Origin of the sequence: Mycolicibacterium sp. 624 (assembly GCF_040548615.1) — a bacterium.
Classification (GTDB): Bacteria; Actinomycetota; Actinomycetes; order Mycobacteriales; family Mycobacteriaceae; genus Mycobacterium.
The window spans coordinates 561300-581392 of sequence record NZ_JBEPRZ010000002.1 but is presented as its reverse complement, the minus strand read 5'-3'; the positions used below and the strand labels follow the sequence as shown (position 1 = coordinate 581392).

General features: G+C 67.4%; 14 protein-coding genes. 6 read left to right on the top strand and 8 right to left on the bottom strand.

Annotation, left to right across the window (positions count from 1 at the left end; genetic code table 11):
• Positions 1 to 46: 46 nt before the first annotated feature.
• Positions 47 to 3553, top strand: a complete 3507-nt coding sequence (locus ABIA65_RS09730; protein ID WP_354523397.1) for a hypothetical protein — start codon at positions 47 to 49, stop codon at positions 3551 to 3553.
• Between the two features lie 255 nt (positions 3554 to 3808).
• On the opposite strand, the gene ABIA65_RS09725 is transcribed toward ABIA65_RS09730, so the two are convergent.
• Positions 3809 to 5692, bottom strand: a complete 1884-nt coding sequence (locus ABIA65_RS09725; RefSeq protein ID WP_354523396.1) for a propionyl-CoA synthetase — start codon at positions 5690 to 5692, stop codon at positions 3809 to 3811.
• 59 nt (positions 5693 to 5751) lie between these two features.
• On the opposite strand from ABIA65_RS09725, the gene ABIA65_RS09720 reads away from it, so the two are divergent.
• A complete protein-coding gene (locus ABIA65_RS09720; RefSeq protein WP_354523395.1) occupies positions 5752 to 6693 on the top strand; it encodes an alpha/beta fold hydrolase in 942 nt (313 codons plus the stop codon).
• Positions 6694 to 6754: 61 nt separating this feature from the next.
• Positions 6755 to 7618, top strand: coding sequence for a class I SAM-dependent methyltransferase (locus ABIA65_RS09715; protein WP_354523394.1), 864 nt, complete (start codon positions 6755 to 6757; stop codon positions 7616 to 7618).
• Positions 7619 to 7645: 27 nt separating this feature from the next.
• On the opposite strand, the gene ABIA65_RS09710 is transcribed toward ABIA65_RS09715, so the two are convergent.
• From ABIA65_RS09710 to ABIA65_RS09685, 6 genes are read right to left on the bottom strand one after another with little or no spacing between them, the layout of a single operon-like run.
• Positions 7646 to 8326, bottom strand: coding sequence for a response regulator (locus tag ABIA65_RS09710; protein WP_241403525.1), 681 nt, complete (start codon positions 8324 to 8326; stop codon positions 7646 to 7648).
• The gene (locus tag ABIA65_RS09705; protein ID WP_241403526.1) at positions 8323 to 10845 is read right to left on the bottom strand and encodes a DUF4118 domain-containing protein; all 2523 of its coding nucleotides are present in this window, start codon (positions 10843 to 10845) and stop codon (positions 8323 to 8325) included. The genes ABIA65_RS09710 and ABIA65_RS09705 overlap by 4 nt, the downstream gene beginning before the upstream one ends.
• Positions 10846 to 10852: 7 nt before the next feature.
• Positions 10853 to 11728: a potassium-transporting ATPase subunit C gene (locus tag ABIA65_RS09700; protein ID WP_354523393.1), complete on the bottom strand. Its 876-nt coding sequence runs from the start codon at positions 11726 to 11728 to the stop codon at positions 10853 to 10855.
• Positions 11729 to 11731: 3 nt separating this feature from the next.
• A complete protein-coding gene (kdpB, locus tag ABIA65_RS09695) occupies positions 11732 to 13882 on the bottom strand; it encodes a potassium-transporting ATPase subunit KdpB (protein ID WP_241403528.1) in 2151 nt (716 codons plus the stop codon).
• A 2-nt stretch (positions 13883 to 13884) separates the two neighbouring features.
• Positions 13885 to 15555 carry a potassium-transporting ATPase subunit KdpA gene (gene kdpA / locus ABIA65_RS09690; RefSeq protein ID WP_241403529.1) on the bottom strand — a complete coding sequence of 557 codons (1671 nt, stop codon included), beginning with the start codon at positions 15553 to 15555 and terminating at the stop codon, positions 13885 to 13887.
• The gene (locus ABIA65_RS09685) at positions 15556 to 15645 is read right to left on the bottom strand and encodes a potassium-transporting ATPase subunit F (protein ID WP_241403530.1); all 90 of its coding nucleotides are present in this window, start codon (positions 15643 to 15645) and stop codon (positions 15556 to 15558) included. It lies immediately after the preceding gene.
• A 332-nt stretch (positions 15646 to 15977) separates the two neighbouring features.
• Here ABIA65_RS09685 and ABIA65_RS09680 point away from each other — a divergent pair, with 332 nt between their 5' ends.
• On the top strand, positions 15978 to 17192 hold the full coding sequence (locus tag ABIA65_RS09680; RefSeq protein ID WP_354523392.1) for a hypothetical protein: 1215 nt from the start codon (positions 15978 to 15980) through the stop codon (positions 17190 to 17192).
• Between the two features lie 69 nt (positions 17193 to 17261).
• On the opposite strand, the gene ABIA65_RS09675 is transcribed toward ABIA65_RS09680, so the two are convergent.
• Positions 17262 to 18689 carry an FAD-dependent monooxygenase gene (locus ABIA65_RS09675; protein ID WP_354523391.1) on the bottom strand — a complete coding sequence of 476 codons (1428 nt, stop codon included), beginning with the start codon at positions 18687 to 18689 and terminating at the stop codon, positions 17262 to 17264.
• A 65-nt stretch (positions 18690 to 18754) separates the two neighbouring features.
• Between ABIA65_RS09675 and ABIA65_RS09670 the strand changes: the two genes are divergently transcribed.
• A complete protein-coding gene (locus ABIA65_RS09670; protein ID WP_354523390.1) occupies positions 18755 to 19381 on the top strand; it encodes a TetR/AcrR family transcriptional regulator in 627 nt (208 codons plus the stop codon).
• Between the two features lie 46 nt (positions 19382 to 19427).
• Positions 19428 to 19823 carry a hypothetical protein gene (locus ABIA65_RS09665; protein WP_354523388.1) on the top strand — a complete coding sequence of 132 codons (396 nt, stop codon included), beginning with the start codon at positions 19428 to 19430 and terminating at the stop codon, positions 19821 to 19823.
• Positions 19824 to 20093: the final 270 nt, after the last annotated feature.

The following is a 20093-nucleotide window of genomic DNA, read 5'->3' as shown; positions in this document are numbered from 1 at the left end:
TTTACCTGGGCGTTAATTATGAGTTCTTCGTTCAGGGGATGGGTTGATGTCTGAAATGTCCGAGTCGAGCCCGAGCGGCACCACGCGTCGTCGTTCCGAGGACTTCAAGGTACGGAACTGGCTCGTCATGGGTGCGGCTTCGGCCGGTGTCGGTGCCGCCCTCGTCGTGATGGGGCCGGCTGCGGTTGCCGCAGCCGACGACGGCGGCTCCTCGTCGTCGTCGAGTTCGTCCGACTCGTCGAGTGCATCCGGCTCCAAGACCGAGTCGGGGACGAAGACCTCTGACGGGCCGAGGTCTTCTGACGGGCCGAGGTCTTCTGACGGGCCGAAGCACGGCGCTTCCACGAAGGGCGCTGACAAGGACTCCGACAGCAAGGACTCGGATAGCGACTCGGACGGCAAGGATTCTGGCAAGAAGAATCCCGAGAAGAAGGGCTCGGACAAGAAGCGTTCCGAGCGGGAGGCTGACAAGAACGAGCCCAAGGGCTCGGCTGCGACCACCGTCAAGCGCGACGCGGACACCACACAAGCCTCGGAGACCGGCAGCACGACTGCCACCACCGCCAGCGCGACAGCGGCAAGCGCGACGCCCGCCGCGCAGGTGACCGCGAAGGTCACCCCAGCAGCGCTGCCGGTGCCGCACTTCACGATCGCAGCAGTCCCTGGTCTGCCGAAGGTCTACCTACCGACGCCCGAGGACTTCGTCGGCTTCTTCATCGGAAATGGCACCGCCTACCGTCCCAACGGCGGGATTCTCGTCGGCAACGGCTACTCCTGGACTGCCGAAACCTGCCCCACGGTCTGCAGGGGCGGCAACGGCGGGCTGTTCGGCAACGGCGGCAACGGTTTCAACGGTGGTAACGGCGGCTGGGCCGGGCTGGTCGGCAACGGCGGAAACGGCGGGATCGGCGTGGCCGGTCTCAATGGCGGCAACGGTGGTCGAGGTGGCAACGGTGGTCTGATCTACGGCAACGGCGGCTCCGGCGGCGCGGGCGCCGAGACCATGAATGGATCCCACGGTGGACGCGGTGGCTCGGCAGGCCTTGTCGGCAACGGCGGTAATGGCGCCAAGGGTGGCACCTCGCGGGGTGACTTCCGCGGCGGCGACGGCGGCGCCGGTGGCGCGGGTGGCTGGCTGCTGGGCAACGGCGGTTCGGGTGGCGCTGGCGGCAACGCGATCCTGAACGGTCAAGTCGGCGGCGCCGGTGGTGCCGGCGGAGACACCGGGGCGTTCTCGTTCTGGGCGATTGCCGGAAACGGTGGCGCCGGCGGCAACGCGAGCTACGGCGGTCGCGGCGGCGATGGCGGCAGCGGCGGAATGCTGTCGATGTACGCGGTTGGCGGGAGCGGTGGCACCGGCGGCGACAGCCCGCACAAGGGCACCGGTATCGACCACGGCGGCGACGGCGGAAATGGCGGCACCGGCGGACTCTGGATGGGCAACGGCGGTGCCGGCGGCGGGGGCGGTGACGGTGGCGGTGACGGCGGTGCCGGCGGCAACGTCGGACTCTTCTCGCTCGTCGGTCGCGGTGGTGACGGTGGCGACGGCGGGGTGGGCCAGACCGGACTGCCCGGCTCCAACGGCACGGCGGTAATCATCGACGGCGGCGCGGCAGGGGCCGGCGGGCAGGGCGGCAGCGGAGGCCGCGGCGGCCAGGGCAGCTTCGTCCTCGGCGCCGGTGGTAACGGCGGCAGCGGAGGCCGCGGCGGCAACGGCGGCAAGGGCGGCGCCGGCTACTTGGGAGCCGACCAGCTGTCCGCGGTCGGTGGTGACGGTGGCCGGGGAGGCAACGGCGGTGACGGCGGCACGGGTGGCGCCAGCGGTGCCCTCGGTGGCGCGCCCGGCACGGGTCGCTTCCTGTTCTTCGCCCCCGTGACGGGCGTGCGCGGTGGCAACGGTGACGGCGGCAAGGGTGGCGACGGTGGCGCCGGGGCGGCCGGCGGCTACTCGATGGACCCGAATGGCTCGGCTGGCCCGGGCGGTAACGGCGGCAACGGAGGCGCCGGGGCACCCGGCGGTGTGAGCTCGGACGACGACACCGGCACAGCTGGCGGTGACGGTGGCAACGGCGGCGTTGGTGGTGCCGGCGGTGACGGTGGCGCCTTCAACGAGGGCGGCAACGGTGGCAACGGCGGGGCCGGCGGCACGGGCGGTGCCAACACCGGCACCGGTACGGGCGGAACCGGCGGCAAGGGTGGTGACGGCGCGGCCGCGGGCACCGGTGGCAACGGGACCATTGCCGGAGTCGGCGGTGACGGTGGCAATGGAGCTGACGGTGGCGCCGGCGGAAGCTCTAGTGGCGCAGGCGGACTCGGCGGGGACTACGGCGACCGCGGTCTCGGCGGAAAGAAGCCGGACGGGACTCGGGCCGCCGCTGGTGCTTACGGCGAACCCGGTACCACCGGGGCCGAGGGCGCCGATGCGCCGGTGAGCCTTGCGGTGACCGCGGCCGCACCGCGGTTCAGCGTGCAGTCGATCTTCGCACCGTTCGCGGGCGTCCAGTCGTTCCTGACCGATCTCGGGAATCGGATCTCATACGTCTTCTTCAATCGGATTCCGGAGATCTCGCCCTCACAGGGCAGCCAGGTCAAGGCGACCGGCGAGGTGGTCATCTACCTGAACGGTTCGAGCAACACCTCGTTCGGCTTGAACTACACCGTCGTTCAGGGGCCCAGGTACGGCACGCTGACTGCCGGTGAGGCCGGCACCTACACCTACACGCCGGACCCGCGGCTGGCGCAGATGGGCATCACCGACTACATCACCGTGCGCGTGGACAACGGCGCGGCGGCGAGGCTGCCCGGTTTGGCCGGCATGGTGCAGCGCATGCTGCACTCCTTCGCCATCATGGTGGGCATCGCCAAGCCCGACACCATCGAGAAGCGGATTGCGATCACGGTCAGCGGCGATGGGAAGGTCGGCAACGCGCAGTACGCCGCGCAGCACTACTGGACCAACCAGAGCTTCGACAACTGCGTGCTGCAGGCGACGTCGATGGCCGTTGCGCAGGCCACCAACACCACCCCGCGATCCGAGCAGTACATGGTGGACCTCGCCAAGGCCACCGACAGCGTGACCCAGCCGGGCGCGAAGATGTACCTCGGCGAGAACATCTCGGACGGTGTCTCCGGCGGGGATGCGGTCGCCCTGATGAACGAGCATCTCGGTGTCAACGCCACCTTGACGAAGTACTACTCGGTCGACGCGGCCGGTAACCAGGTCAGCACGATGCAGGACGGTCAGGCGGCGCTGAACGACATGATGGCGGCACTGGCCCTCGGCAAGGCCACGATGGTCACTTACTCGGTCGCGATCGTTTGGTCTGCGGCCTGGGGCTACGTTCCCGACGAGGACACGTCCTACTGGGGTGCCGATCACGCGGCAGTGGTGACCGAGGTCGATCTGGAGAACGGCTTCGTCTACGTCAACGACAGCTCGGCCGGGTACGCCGGGCAGCAAACCGGCAGGGGCATGAAGATTGGTCTCGGTGCCTTCATGTCGGGTTGGCAGTCGGGTAACTACGCCTTGACCACCGTCGAGGCACGGGTCTAACCCGCAGGAGAAAGCAGAACGGCCGCCGTGGTTTCCACGGCGGCCGCTCTGTCTTTACTTACGTGCGTTGCAGTTGGGCGGGTTTCCGCAGTGGTGTCCGCCGTCGCAGGCGTTACAACGACAGGTGCAGGATCCCTTGGTCTGGGTAGTGCGCATCGAAGGTCAACTCCTTGAATCCGAATATCAAGATATGACTACTTCACAATAGTTCGGCTCAGGCTGAGCGTGAACCCATCGATACGTGATCGTTGCCGTTCAGGCCTGCAGGATCGGCCGCAACGCCTCGATCACGGCGGGATCCTCGATGGTCGAGGGCAGCGGTTCCTCGCGGCCGTCGGCGATACCGCGCATCGTCTTGCGCAGGATCTTGCCCGAGCGGGTCTTCGGCAGGGCCGCGACGATATCGACCCGCTTCAGGCTGACCACCGCGCCGATGGTGTCGCGGACCGAGGCGACGAGTTCCTCGATGAGTCCCTCGGTGGATGCGCCGGCCTTCAACACGACGAATCCGCGCGGAGCCTGCCCCTTGAGATCGTCGGCGACACCGATCACCGCGCACTCGGCGACGGCCGGGTGCCCGGCCAGTACGGCCTCGATGGCCCCGGTCGAAAGTCGGTGCCCCGCAACGTTGATCACGTCATCGGTGCGGCCCATGACGAAGAGGTAGCCGTCCTCGTCCAGGTAGCCGCCATCACCGGAGAGGTAATAGCCGGGGAATGCCGTGAGGTAGGACGCCACGTACCGGTCGTCGTCACCCCACAGGGTGGGCAGGGTGCCCGGCGGGAGCGGGAGTTTGACGCATATCGCGCCCTCCTCGCCGGCCGCGCACTCGGCGCCATTCGCGGTCAGGATGCGCACGTCATAACCCGGCATCGCGACGGTGGCCGAACCCGGCTTCACCGGCATCTTCTCGATGCCCATCGGACCGGCGGCGATGGACCACCCCGTCTCGGTCTGCCACCAGTGGTCGATGACGGGGATGCCGAGATTCTCCGACGCCCAGTGATAGGTGCCCGGATCGAGGCGTTCGCCCGCCTGGAACAGGTACTTCAACGCCGACAGGTCGTAGTCCGCGAGGCGGGAGGCGTCGGGGTCCTCCTTCTTGATGGCGCGTATCGCGGTGGGTGCGGTGAACAACACCTTCACGCCGTACTCGGCGGCCACCCGCCAGAACGCCCCCGCATCGGGTGTGCCGACCGGCTTGCCCTCGTAGAGCACCGTCGTCGCACCCAGCAGCAGGGGGCCGTAGACGATGTAGGAGTGCCCGACCACCCAGCCGACATCCGAAGCGGCCCAATAGACATCGCCCGGCTCGGTGTCGTAGACGTTGCGCATCGTCCACAGCAGGGCCACCGCGTGGCCACCGTTGTCGCGCACGATGCCCTTGGGCTTACCCGTCGTCCCCGAGGTGTACAGCACGTAGAGCGGGTCGGTCGCGGCGACCGGCACCGGGTCGACGGGCTGCGCGGTCGACATGGCCTCGGCCCAGTCGACGTCACGCCCGGGGACCAAGTCGCACGGGTGGTTCTCGCGCTGCACGATGACGCACTTCGGCGTGACGTGCTCGGCGGAGTCCAGGGCCGCGTCGAGCATCGGCTTGTAGGCGACGGTGCGGGTGGGCTCGATACCGCATGATGCCGAGACCACCACGGCGGGCCGGGCGTCGTCGATGCGGGCGGCGAGCTCGTGTGCGGCGAAGCCGCCGAACACCACCGAGTGCACGGCGCCCAGGCGCGCGCAGGCCAGCATCGCGATCGCGGCCTCCGGGATCATCGGCATGTAGATCACCACGCGGTCGCCCTTGTTGACGCCGAGTTCCCGCAGCACGCCGGCGAACCGCGCGGTCTGGTCCAGCAGTTCGCGGTAGGTGTAGGTGCGCTTGGTGCCGGTGACCGGTGAGTCGTAGATGAGCGCGGCCTGCTCGCCGCGACCGGACTCGACGTGCCGGTCGAGGGCGTTTGCGCAGGTGTTGAGCTCGGCGTCGGGGAACCAGCGGTAGAACGGCGGGTTGGAGTCGTCGAGGATGCGCGTCGGCGGTTTGGTCCACGTCACGGCCTGTGCGGCGGCGGCCCAGAACGCCGACGGGTCGGTGATGCTGGCGTCGAGGACTTCTCTGTAGGTGGATGCTGACCCGGTCATAGGGGAACCGTAGCGCTACGAGGTTGTCTCTACGTCGCGAGGATTCCTATAGTCAGATCATGGTTACTGACGCTGGGTCTAATAGCGCGACGGGCAACAACGTGCCGGACAACAACGCGTTTGCCCGCAGCGCCGAGCCGCCCGCGATCGCGGGTGTGCGCAGGTCGTTCATCGAGGCTCGCGGCGTCCGGTTCCACGTGACCGAGGCCGGCGACCCCGACGGACGGCCGGTCATCGCGTTGCACGGCTGGCCGCAGCACCACTGGGCCTACCGCGATCTGCTGGGCAACCCGCCGCCGGGGCTTCGCATCATCGCCCCGGATCTGCCCGGGTACGGATGGTCGGGACCGGCGCCGCATCGCTGGTACAAGGAGGAGATCGCCACCGACGTGCTGGCGCTGGCCGACGCGATGGGGCTGGATCACTTCCTGCTGCTGGGCCACGACTGGGGCGGGTTCGTGGGTTACCGGATGGTGCTGGCCGCCCCCGAGCGCATCGACGGCTACCTGGTGCTGAACATGGCTCACCCGTGGCAGAGCCCCCGCACGGTCCTGCCGCACCTGTGGCGGTTCCTGATCTACCAACCGATGGTCGCGGCCGCCGGGGTGCCACTGCAGCAGCGCACCGACTACCTGAAGCGCGTCATCTACGGCGTCGGCCCCGCCGCACACCGGCTCGACCCCGCCACCGTGCGGGTGTACACCGAGCGGTTCCGCGATCCCGTGGTCGCGCGTGCCGCCCGCGACACCTACCGGACCTTCCTGTTGCATGAGTTGCCGGACGGGGCAAGGCATCCCGAGAAGCGACGCGCGACGGTGCCGATCCGCGCGCTGTTCGGGCTCGCCGATATCGCGGTGCATCGGTCCCTGGCTGCGCCCAAGACCGCCAACGCCGACGACTACACATTCGAGGGAGCCGACACCGGTCACTTCATCGTCGACGAGCGCCCGGATCTGGTGCGGGCCCGGCTGATCTCGTTGGCCGAGGAGACGAAGCCCTAGCGGCTGTTCTCGACGCACCTGGAAATCGTGTTTATGCGCGCGCGGCTGTGAGAATGGTGCGGTGAACGCTGACTGGCGCAGGCTGAACCTGGCGAACTGGGAGTCCCGGGTGCCGCTACACACCGGGCGTGACGGCTACGATCTCGCCGGATTCGACGACCCGGGCCATCTGTCGGCTGTGGTGCGCTACGACCTGCCTCGTCTCGGGCGGCTGGACGGACTCGACGTCGTACACCTGCAGTGCCACATCGGGACCGACACTGTGTCGTTGGCGCGCCTCGGCGCCCGCTCGGTGACTGGACTGGACTTCTCACCGTCCGCGCTGGCGGCGGGCAGCGAGCTGGCGCACCATGCGGGCGTCGAGGTCAGCTTCGTCGAGACCGATGTGTACGAGGCGGTGGCGGCCGTTGGCACGCAACGATTCGACCTCGTCTACACGGGTATCGGCGCCATCTGCTGGCTGCCCGACATCCGGCGCTGGGCGGAGGTCGTCGCGGGGCTGCTACGGCTGGGTGGTCGGCTGTTCATGCGTGAGGGGCATCCGATGCTGTGGTCGCTGGCCGATCCTCGCCCCGATGGGCTGCTGGTGGTCGAGTACCCGTACTTCGAGACCGAGGGGACCGTGTTCTCTGAGGACGAGACCTATGGCGGCTCCGGTGTCGTGGCGGCACCCGAGACCGTCGAGTTCAACCACGGTCTCGGCGAGATCTTCTCCGCGTTGACGGAGGCAGGGCTGGTGGTGACGGCGTTGGAGGAGCACCGGGAGGTCCCGTGGAACCCGTTGGGGGACGCGATGGTCGAGAGCGAGGCGTGGGAGAACGAGTTCGTCCTGGCGCACGGTCGCGATCGGCTGCCGCTGACCTATACGATCCAGGCCGTCAAGCGCGCCGAGACCGCACACACGGTCGCTACCTCGTCGAATTGACGACAGGGACGACGATTTCGGCGGAGGTCACGGCGCGAAGCGGTAGCCCATCCCGGCCTCGGTCAGAAGATGCTTGGGGTGGCTCGGATCGTCCTCGAGCTTGCGTCGCAGCTGGGCGAGGTACACCCGCAGGTAGTGGGTCTCCTTGGCGTAGGCCGGTCCCCACACCTCCTTGAGTAGCTCCTCGCGACCCACCAGCTTGCCGCGGTGGCGCACCAGCATCTCGAGCATGCCCCACTCGGTGGGGGTGAGGTGTATCTCGGTGCCCTTCTTGGTCACCTTCTTCGCCGCGAGATCCACGGTGAACGAGGAGGTTTCGACGACGGGCTCATCGGGCTCGGAGGCCGCCGCACCGCGACGCACCGCCGCGCGCAGCCGGGCCAGGAACTCGTCCATGCCGAACGGTTTGGTGACGTAGTCGTCGGCGCCTGCGTCGAGCGCCTCGACCTTGTCCGAGGAGTCTGTCCGCGCCGACAGCACGATGACCGGCGCGCTGAGCCAGCCGCGTAGCCCCTCGAGCACCTCGATACCCGACATATCGGGTAGCCCGAGGTCCAGTATGACGACGTCGGGCTTGCGCTCGGCCGCGCTGCGGAGCGCTTGGGCGCCGGTGGCCGCGATGTCCACCTCGTAGCCGCGCACCGAGAGGTTGATCCGCAGGGCGCGCAGGATCTGCGGTTCGTCGTCGATCACCAGTACCCGGGTCATGTCGGGACCAATTCTGGTGCAGCCAGTTCCACGATGACTGTCAGGCCGCCGCCGGGCGTGTCGGCGACGGCGATCGATCCACCCATGGCCTCCACGAAGCCGCGCGCCACCGACAGGCCAAGACCGACGCCGGACGTGTTGTCATTGTCGCCGAGGCGTTGAAACGGTTCGAAGAGCTGGTCCCCGGCGCCGCGCCGTATCCCTGGCCCCTCGTCGACGATGTTGATCAGCACGCGATCGCCGACCCGGCCCGCATTGATGCGCACCGTGCCGTCCGGTGCGTACCGCAGTGCGTTGTCGATGACGTTGACCAGGACCCGCTCGAGAAGCCCGCTGTCGGCCATCACGGCGGTGTCGCCGACCTCGACCTTGACCTGCTCGCGCCCCGAGAAACCGCGCGGGATACCGAGAATGGCACGGTGCACGGCCTCTTCGAGGTAGACCACACGCAGTTGGGGATGCACCACACCGGCAGCCAGCCGTGACGAGTCGAGCAGGTTGCCGACCAGTCCGGTCAGCTGGTCGATGGACTCCTCGACGGTGGCCAGCAGTTCGGCGGTGTCCTCGGGGGAGAAGTCGATGTCCTCGGAGCGCAGGCTCGACACCGCCACCTTCGCGGCGGCGAGAGGGGTGCGCAGGTCGTGGCTGACGGCCGAGAGCAGGGAGCGCCGCAATTCGTCGGCTCGCGCGATGGCCTCGGCGCGCCCGGCCTCCTCGGTGAGTTCGGTCTGCCGTACCAGGCCGGCCGCCTGCTTGGCCACGGCACCCAGGACGCGACGGTCGCGGGCTGGCAAGCGCTTGCCTGACAACAGCATCCAGAATTCGTCGTCGCCGACCTCGATGGCGGTGTCGGCGGAATCGGGGTCGACGCAGGGATCGACGCCCACACACGCGACGGTTTCTAACCCCTGGCCCGGGGTCTCACGCAGCAGGCTCACGGCCCGTTGCGAGTACGTCTCGCGGACGCGCTCCAGAAGTGTGGTGAGATCAGCGCCGCGCAGCACCGAACCGGCGAACAGCGCCAACAGTTCGGCCTCCTGCGACGCTCGGCGTGCCTCCCTGGCCCGCTTGGCCGCACCGTCGACGAGTGCCGCAACCGCCACCGCGACGGCAAGCAACACCACGACGGTGATGGCGCTGTCGGGCGAGTTCATGGTGAACGTGTGGCGGGGCTCGACCAGGAAGTAGTTGAGCAGCAGTCCCGAGAACACCGCCGACAGCGCGGCTGGCGCGACACCACCGAGCAGTGCCACGACCAGGACACCGATGAAGAACAGGGCGCTCTCCCCGCCGATGCCGAGGAAGGGATCCAGCAGCATCGCGGTGACCGCGCAGATCACCGACGGCACGACGAGCGCGGCCAGCCAGGACGCCAGATGGTGCTGCCGTGGCGTGAGCGAGCCCCAGGACCAGCCGGGATTGGCCTCGCCGTGGGTGACCATGTGCACGTCGATCTTGCCGGATTCCCGCGCCGTCGCCGCACCGATGCCCTCGTCGAAGATGCGGGCCCAGCGTGACCGGCGTGAGATGCCGAGCACCAACTGCGTGGCGTTGCGCTCCCTGGCGAACTCCAGCAGGGCCTCCCCGACGTCATCGCCGACGACGGTGTGCACCGTGGCGCCCAGGCTGGTCGCGACCTCGCGAACCTTGCCCATGTGCGGCGCCGAGACCCCGGACAGGCCGTCGCCTCGCACGACGTGAACGACCATCAACTCCGCGCTCGATTTCGAGGCGATACGAAACGCGCGTCGTACCAGCGTCTCCGACTCCGGACCGCCGGTGACCGCGACCACCACCCGCTCGCGGGCCTCCCAGGTGTCATTGATCTCGTGGTCTTGGCGGTACTTCGAGAGTGCCGCGTCGACCTGGTCAGCCAGCCACAGCAGTGCCAGTTCGCGCAGCGCGGTCAGGTTGCCGCGGCGGAAGTAGTTGCTCAGGGCGGCGTCGACGCGCTCGGGGGCATACACGTTTCCGTGGGACAGCCTGCGCTGCAATGCCTCCGGAGTGATGTCGACCAGCTCGATCTGGTCCGCCTGACGGACCACCTCGTCGGGCACGGTCTCCTGCTGCTCGATTCCGGTGATCTGTGCGACGACGTCATTGAGACTCTCGAGGTGCTGCACGTTGACCGTGGAGATGACGGTGATCCCCGCGTCGAGGATCTCCTCGACGTCCTGCCAGCGCTTGGCGTTGCGGCTGCCGGGTGTGTTGGTGTGCGCGAGTTCGTCAACCAGGACGACCTGAGGGGCTCGACGGAGCACCGCGTCGACGTCCAACTCCGCGAAGTCCGTCCCGCGATACGACACGTAGTGCGGCGGAATTACTTCGACACCGTCGAGTAGCTCCGCGGTCTTGCGGCGGCCGTGCGTCTCCACGACCGCCGCGACCACGTCGGTACCGCGTTCCAGCCTGCGATGCGCTTCGCCGAGCATGGCGTAGGTCTTGCCGACGCCGGGTGCCGCACCCAGATAGACGCGCAGCTCGCCCCGCTTCTTGGGATGCGACGGCGCTGTGCTCACCTACCTATCATCCACTCATCTGATCGAGCGCGATGTTGACTTCCAACACGTTCACGACAGGCTCGCCCATGAAGCCCAGGGCCCGGCCGTCGGTATGGGCCGCGATGGCGTCTCGGACCTGCTCGGGGCTGATGCCACGGGCCTGAGCGATGCGGTCCACCTGCAGGTCGGCGTATGCCGGGGAGATATTGGGGTCAAGGCCGCTGCCGCTGGCGGTGACCGCGTCGGCCGGTACGAGGGGCCCGGCCGACGCGGCGCCGCGGGTCGGCACTAGCTGGCCGATCGAGTAGTCCTGTCCCGGTTCGGCGCACTCGACGCGCACACCCCGGTAGGTGTCCAGGAACGGGACCGTGGTGGTGTCGCACGGTTCGTTGACGCTGACCACCCGGGTGGGGTGGACGACCTGGCCCGACGCGTCGCGGGGGCCGATCACCGACAGCACCGCACCCACGCCGCCGCCGGTGCAGAACGGCCGGGCGCCTGCGCCCTTGTCCAGTCCGTTGGTCTTGGCGATATCGGCGCTGCGGCTGCACACCAGGGTCAGCAGGCTGGGCTTGTCGGGCACGTCGACGATGCTCTCCGGGCCCAGGTTGCTCGCGCTGGTGGCCATCGGGTCGTAGCCGTCGCCGGCGGCGGACGGTCGGCCCTGCAGGTACTGCGCCAGGGGATTGCCGTCGGGGTCGGTGTACAGCTGGCCTATCAGGCTGCTGCCCACGGGCTTTCCGCCGGCCTCGATGATCGACCCCTGAGCCTTGTCGTTCAGGCCGGGGAGCATCGCGATCAGCCAGATGGCGACCGGGTAGGCACCCCCGAGGATGACGGTGAAGACCAGCAGCGCGCGAAGTGCGGCCCAGTGCTGACGAATGACGGTGGAGAACTTCATGATTCAGGACATCCCGGGGAAGAGTTGGATTACCAGGTCGATGAGCTTGATGCCGACGAATGGCGCGATGATGCCGCCGAGGCCGTACACGTAGAGGTTGCGACTCAGCAGTTTCGAGGCGCTGCTGGGGGTGTATCGGACACCCTTGAGCGCCAACGGGATCAACGCGATGATGACGATGGCGTTGAAGATCACCGCGGACAGGATCGCCGACTGCGGACTGTGCAGCCGCATGACGTTGAGCAGGTCCAGGCCGGGGAACAGCGTCACGAACAGCGCCGGGATGATCGCGAAGTACTTGGCGATGTCGTTGGCGATGGAGAACGTGGTCAGTGCGCCCCGGGTGATCAGCAGCTGCTTGCCGATCTCGACGATCTCGATCAGCTTGGTCGGATCGGAGTCGAGGTCGACCATGTTGCCGGCTTCCTTGGCCGCCGACGTTCCGGTGTTCATCGCGACGCCGACGTCGGCCTGTGCCAGCGCGGGGGCGTCATTGGTGCCGTCGCCCGTCATCGCGACGAGCCGCCCACCCTCCTGCTCGCGCTTGATCAGCGCCAGCTTGTCCTCGGGCGTGGCCTCGGCGAGGAAGTCGTCGACACCCGCCTCATCGGCGATCGCCTTGGCGGTCATGGGATTGTCGCCGGTGATCATCACCGTGCGGATGCCCATCCGGCGCATCTCGTCGAAGCGTTCGCGCATACCCTGCTTGACGACATCCTTGAGGTGGATGACGCCGAGAATCTCGGCCTTGCCGTGCGCCACCCGGGCGACGGCCAGGGGTGTGCCACCCGATGCGGAGATGCCGTCGACGATGGTGCCGAACGCGTCTGGAACGCTGCCGCCCCAGGTGCGTACCCAGTCGGCCACAGCGCTGGTCGCGCCCTTGCGCAGTGACTGCCCGTCGCCGAGGTCAACCCCCGACATCCGGGTGCTTGCGGTGAACTCCACCCAGCGGGCATCGGCCAGCTCCCCTGGCGTGCGAGCGCGTAGGCCGTGGGCCTCCTTGGCGTACACCACGATCGAACGACCCTCGGGGGTCTCGTCGGCCAAGCTGGACAGCTGTGCCGCGTCGGCCAGCTGCTCCGCGGTGACTCCGGGAACCGGGATGAACTCGGAGGCTTGACGATTGCCCAGCGTGATGGTGCCGGTCTTGTCGAGCAGCAGGGTGTTGACGTCACCCGCGGCCTCGACCGCGCGGCCCGACATGGCGAGCACGTTGCGCTGCACGAGCCGGTCCATGCCCGCGATGCCGATGGCGCTCAGCAGCGCGCCGATGGTGGTGGGGATGAGGCAGACCAGCAGCGCCACCATGACGATGCCCGAGATGCCATCGCCGGTCAGGGCCAGGCTGTCGGCGACGCCGGGGTTGTTGGCCATGCTGTAGATGGCCAGCGGCTGCAGCGTGGCGACCGCGAAGACGAAGATGAGCGTGAGCGCCGACAGCAGGATGTTGAGCGCGATCTCGTTCGGCGTCTTCTGCCGGTTCGCTCCCTCGACCAGTGCGATCATCCGGTCTATGAAGCTCTCGCCGGGCTTCTGCGTGATCTTCACGACGATCCGGTCGGACAGCACCGTGGTGCCGCCGGTGACCGCGGAGCGGTCGCCACCGGACTCGCGGATGACGGGTGCCGACTCGCCGGTGATGGCCGACTCGTCGACCGAGGCGATGCCCTCCACCACGTCGCCGTCACCGGGGATGACCTCGCCGGCCTCGACGACGACGGTGTCACCCTGGCTCAGTGCGGGTGCGGCGACCGACTCCTCTACGCCAGGCGTGCCGGGGGACCAGCCGATGAGCCGGCGGGCCATGGTGTCGGCCTTGGTCTTCCGCAGTGACTCGGCCTGTGCCTTACCGCGCCCCTCGGCGACGGCCTCGGCGAGGTTGGCGAAGATCACCGTCAGCCAGAGCCAGAACACGACGAACCAGCTGAACCACGACGGCTCGAGGAACGCCAGGATCGTGCTCCACACGGCGCCGATCTCGACGATGAACATCACCGGGTTGCGCCACAGGGTGCGTGGATTCAGCTTGCGCAGCGCGTCGGGCAGGGAGCGCCACAGCATCGTGGGATCCAGGAGCCCGCCCTGGACGCGATTCTTCGGCTCAGATTCGTGGCGCTTGGTGGTACGCGCCTCGATGGTAGACAGCGTCATGGTCAGTGGATTCCTTCAGCGAGGGGTCCGAGTGCCAGCATGGGCAGGAAGGTGAGCGCGACGAGGATGATCGTCACGCCGGTCACCATCCCAATGAACTGCGGGCGGTGGGTGGGCAGTGTCCCGACGGATGCGGGTGTGCTGCGTTGTGCGGCAAGCGATCCGGCTAGCGCCAACGCGAGGATGATCGGCAGGAAGCGGCCGAACAGCATCGCCAGGCCCAGCGCGGTGTTGTACCACTCGGTGTTGACCGAGAGGCCGGCGAATGCCGATCCGTTGTTGTTGGCCGCGGAGGTGAAGGCGTACAGCACCTCCGACAGCCCGTGCGGTCCGGTGTTGAGCATGCCCGCGCGCTGGCCGGGCATCGCCATCGCGATGGCGGTTCCGGTCAGCACGATCAGCGGCGTGACGAGGAAGTAGGCCGCGGCCAGCTTGATCTCGCGCGGGGTGATCTTCTTGCCGAGGTACTCCGGTGTGCGGCCGACCATCAGGCCGGCGACGAACACCGTGATGATGGCGAGGATCAGCATGCCGGTCAGGCCGGAACCCACACCGCCCGGGGCGATTTCGCCGAGCTGCATGTTGAACATCGTCATCATGCCGCCGAGGCTGGTGTAGGAGTCATGGAACGAGTCGACCGCGCCGGTGGACGTCAGCGTCGTGGCACCGGCGAACACCGCGGAGTTCGCGACGCCGAAGCGCTGCTCGACACCCTCCATCGCCGAGCCGACGGCGGTGGGAACGGTGCCGTGCGCCTGGGTCTGGAAGAACATCGTCAGCGAGACGCTGAGGATGGCGATGATGCCCATCACCGAGAGGATCGCGTAGCCCTGCTTGGGGCTGCCGACCATGCGGCCGAACGTGCGCGGCAGCGTGAACGCGATCACCAGGATCAGGAAGATCTCGATCCAGTTGGTCCACGCCGTGGGGTTCTCGAACGGGTGCGCGGAGTTGGCGTTGAAGAAGCCGCCGCCGTTGGTGCCGAGTAACTTGATGACTTCCTGGCTGGCGACGGGCCCGCCCGGGATGGTCTGCTGCGCGCCGGCGATGGTGTCGACCACCTGTGAGTGCAGGGCGAAGTTCTGGATGACACCGCCGGTTATCAGGGCCAGGGCCCCGATGGCTGCGACCGGCAGCAGGATGCGAATGGTGCCGCGCACCAGGTCGACCCAGAAGTTGCCGAGTTCCGAGGTGCGCACGCGCGCGAATCCGCGGACCAGGGCCACGGCGACGGCGATGCCGACCGCGGCCGAGACGAAGTTCTGCACGCTCAGGCCGGCCATCTGCACGAGGTGGCCCTGGGTGGTCTCACCGGAGTAGGCCTGCCAGTTGGTGTTGGCGACGAAGCTGACGGCGGTGTTCCAGGCCAGCGCCGGCGTCATCTCGGTGGCGGGGTCGTTGAGGTGCAGCGGCAGCCTGCCCTGCACCAGTTGCAGGGTGAACAGGAAGAGGAGGCTGACCGCGGAGAAGGCCAGCACGCTGCGCGCGTAGGCGCCCCAGCCCTGCTGCGCCGACGGGTTGGCGCCGATCAGGCGGTAGATGACACGTTCGACGCGGGAGTGCTTCTCGGAGTTGAAGACCCGGTACATGTAGTCGCCGAGGGGGACGTGCACCGCGGCGAGAGCCAGGGCGAGCGACGCGAGGAACACAATCCCCGCGGTGGTGGACGACACTTAGAACCTCTCTGGGAACAGCAGGGCAGCGAACATGAACACCGCGATGAGGACGGCCAGGATCAGGCCGACCGTGTTGGCGAGGCTCATGACTCGAGGGCCTTCTGGATGACACCGAACAGCGCGAAGACCGCGATGGTCAGCAGGACAAATGCGACAACAGCCATGTCGCCGAACGTAGGCGCTCTGACCTGGCGTTTTGCGGGCCCTAACGTTTTCTTGACGCACCTGAGCTGCGTCTTGACGGGTCCTTTGCGGTGACGTGTGCGGCGTCACGGGCCCTACGCGCCGAACCTCGCCTTTGTCGCCGGTATTCGCGAACCTCCGACGAAAGCCGAGGTTGAATCGAAGTTTGCCCCCGAGTCAATTACTGTCATGGCTTGTTGGCCGCGTCAGCGGATCACTCGAGGTGGGAGTTGTACATGGAGGCTTCGATCCGACCGTGGTTCGCCACGGGAGTCGCGCTCGTCGGCGCTGGCGCGATTGCGATGACCCCGATCAGTCCGATCCCGACGACGTCGCCGGCCAGTGAGGTGCGAGCGGCGACGGCCGCGATCTCATCGCAGTTCGATCTCACTGCAGTGGAGTGGCCCTACATTCTCAGCCTGCCGATCGTGCGGCAGCAGATCCGCAACTGGGGCGCGAACTGGGCGGTCTACCTGGCTGGACTTGGCAAGGCCGGTGTCGGAGTGGTGGATTCGCTGCTGGCGATCCCCGGCGTGACGGTGGAGATCATCCAGGAGATCTTCGCGCTCAACTTGGTCGGCGCCTTTGACACCTTCGCGACGGCGGTGCGTGACTCGGTCGTCGCCATCGGCCAGCCGCTGCTGGACTCGGTGATCTGGCGCAACCAGAAGTACCTGGTGGTGCAGGCCGCACTCGAGTCCGCTGTGCCGCGGGCGTGGATCGATCTGGCCAACGGCTTCCTGGCGGCTGGCAACGTCGTCACGACCTCGCTGATCCAGGGCACGCAGGACTTCGTCGCCGCCGTGCTGACGTTCAACCTCGGCAACATCATCGACGCCACGCTCGAGGGGACGAAGAACTTCTTCGTCGCCCTCGGTGACGGTGCGGGCTCGATCATCGCCGGTATCGAGGCCGCGCAGCGGGGTATCAGCGCCGCGCTGGCGACGCCGCCTCCGCCGCCGCCGGACTTCAACTACCGGGTGTCGGACGTGGCGGGGCTGCGCACGCTGGCCGTCGACAACACCGTCAGCCTGACCGGCAAGCAGGATGTGGCCCCGCTCGAGCAGCCGGTGACGGACACCGCGGATCTCACGGTGGTCAAGGACCTCGAGCCCTCGACTGACCCCGTCGTCGTTGCGCCGGTGGATGAGACGACGGAGACCGATGTGGTCGACACCGCCGTCGTGACGGAGCCGGTGGACGCGACGGTGCCGGTGGACGCGACGGCGCCCGAAACGACACCGGTGAGCGACGTCTCGGACGACGAGGCCGACGCTGCTGACCCGGTCAAGGAGACCCCGAAGGCCGAGGACGTCGCCAAGAAGGATCCTGTCGCCAAGAAGGTGACCGCCAAGAAGGATGCCGTCAAGGACGCCGTCAACAAGTTGACCGCCCGGGCGAAGAAGGACGCCGGGTCCGACAAGAAGTCGTCCTCGGACTCAGGCGAGTAGCTTTTGCCGGCCGTCATCATTTGTTGACGCGCTGTCGCCAGGTGGTCAAGACCCGTCGAGTCCCCGCACTCAGCCGAACCATTGGGTGAGGACGGTTTCGAGCGGTTGCGGGTCGGCGCTGGACCACACGATGTAGCCGTCGGGCCGGATCAGGACGGTGTCGATGTCCTCGTCGGACTTGGCGGTGACGTGGTCGACCCGGTCTGCCCAGCGGTCGATCGATCTTGGTGTGTCATCGAGGGATAGCAGCAGTCCTCGGCCTGAGTGCATCAGCCGGCTCACTCGGGTCGGGCCGTCCAGGGTGGTGAGGTCCAGGTCGATCATGCGCGGGCCGAGCCCGGGGTACCTCACGTCAAGGCCCGACATCATCCCCGAGATGAAGCGGTTGGCCTCGGGGAGCCGGAGCAGGTCGGTGAACATATCGCGGACCGTGGCCAGGTCGGGGTCCTGCCTCGGGTTGTTGAGCACGCCCTGTGCGCGGGTGTTGTGCAGCACGCGTGCTGCCACGGGGTGGCGCTCGGTGTGATAGCTGTCGAGCAACCCGCCCGGTGCCCAGCCGCGTATCGTCGCGCCGAGTTTCCAGCCGAGATTGACAGCATCCTGAATGCCGAGATTGACACCCTGGCCGCCGAACGGCAGGTGGATGTGGGCGGCGTCGCCGGCGAAGAAGACCCGCCCGTCGCGGTAGCGCGACACCTGGCGCGCGGCGTCGCTGAACCGGGATGCCTCGCGCAGTTCGCCCAGTTCCGTCTCGGGCCCGTATACCGCGAGCAGCGCTTCGCGGACTTCCTCGGCAGCGACGGGCACATCGCGAGCGGGGCTCTCTCCGGAGATCTTGCTGAACACCAAGCGGTACAGGTCGCCCTCGATGGGGTGGAGGATGCTGGAGAATCCGCCTGCGGTGTTGAGGTACTGGCTGAAGTGTTGGGACGTCGTGGGCACCGCTGCGGACTGGGACGCGAGGGTGATGTCCGCGACCACGGCCCGGGTGTTGCCCGCGGTGCCAGGGAAGGGGACACCCAGCAGCTTGCGGATCGTGCTGTGCCCGCCGTCGCATGCGACGAGGTAACTGCCGCTGATGTCGCCGGCGGTGACGCCGTCGGCGTCCTGCTCGACTGCGGAGACCTCGTGTCCGCGGAGCATCGGTACGCCTTGGGCGATGAGGCGCTGTTCGAGGAAGTCCTCGAGCCGGCCCTGGGGGATGGGGAGCGGGTACGGATGGCGGGTTCGCCATGGCTGACAGTCCAATTCGACTGGAAGCCCGGCGAAGTGCCCACCGAATTCGCGGCCGGGCAGTGAGTGGTCGAGCAACGGATCCAGCATCCCACGCAGGTCGAGTACCTCGGCGGTTCGCGGTTGCAGGCCGCGCGCCCTGGACTGTGCGCTGCGCGTGTGTTGCCTTTCCAACACGACGGTGGGTATCCCCGCCAACGTGAGTTCATGGGCCAGCATCAGGCCGGTGGGGCCGGCTCCGACCACGATCACCTCGGTGCGCATCGCTTCTCCTTAAGTAGACTGAGTGCAATAATATACTGAGTCTACTAATGCGGTACAGTGACGGCATGACCCGACCGATGGGGCTGCGGGAGGCCAAGAAGGCGCGCCTCCGCGAGACGATTGCGGCCACGGCGATCCGCATGTTCCTCGAATCAGGGTTCGACCAGGTCTCGATCACCGATATCGCGCGCGAGGCGGAGGTCTCCCGACGGACCCTGTTCGCGTACTTCCCGACGAAGGAAGACCTTGTCCTGCAACGGTTCGCCGACCACGAGGACGAGGCGACCAGGACGGTCCGGGCGAGGCGGCCCGATCAGTCGCCGCTCGACGCGTTGCGTGAGGCGCTACTGGACGCCCTGCGGCAGCGTGATCCGAATACGGGTCTGAACGACGAGCCCGAGAAAGTGGCCTTCGCGCAATTGATCACCGGCACCGAGAGTCTGGCGGCAAGGCTCAGGCGCTACACCATGCGTAGCGTGGACTCGCTGGCTGAAGTGTTGCGCGACACCGGTTTCGATCCGCTCACCGCACGTCTCGTGGCTGCTCAGGTGATCGTGGTGCAGCGTGAACTCGCCTTCATGAATCATGCGTGCATCGTCAACGGCGAGTCCGCCGCGGACCGCTACCCCGAGGCGGTCCGAGCGACCGGTCATGCGTTTGATCTCCTGCGCGACGGCCTGCCATCCCGCTAGCGACGCCCGTACGTTCAGACCCGAACACCGCCACACAGGGAGAATGATGAGCGTCATTCGCGCCAACTACCTCGCCAACTTTCATTACGGAGAGGACGTAGTACTCCTGACCATGGACCGCGCAGGAGTGTTTGAGTTCCGAGCCGCACTACGCGAGGCCGAGCGCAAAGGGAACTCGCGGCTGGATTACGGCGGAGGGACGCATGAATTCCACATCCAACCCGGAGCCACCAATATCGAACTCCAACCGACCCACGTCGTGTGGCGACTCGACCAAGGGAGGGCGACCGAGATCAGCGAGAACCTTGCCGTTCTAGGAGAAGGGGAGCAACACGCAGCTCACCAGTACATCGATGAGATGCTCAGTCCCGCAGAGGTGCTCATCCTGTCGCGCGACGAATATGTTGATGTCGTCCATCCATGGACGGAGCCCCCTTCGTAACGACGATCGAGAGGTGTGGTCGATGCACTGGGTGAGGCCATCGACAGCACCGCGGTATCGCCACTGCGGTGCTCACGACGGTCGAGCGTGCGTTGAGTCGGCTTAAAGTACGCTCTGGGCTGCATAGCCCCCATAGCCCAATTGGCAGAGGCAGCGGACTTAAAATCCTCTGAACTGGGCGTTTGTTCTGTTTGTCATTAGCGATGCGTATCTAAAATGTGCGCTTTAGCTGCCGGTACGCGGATGGCTGCGTTGGTTGAGGTATAGGAG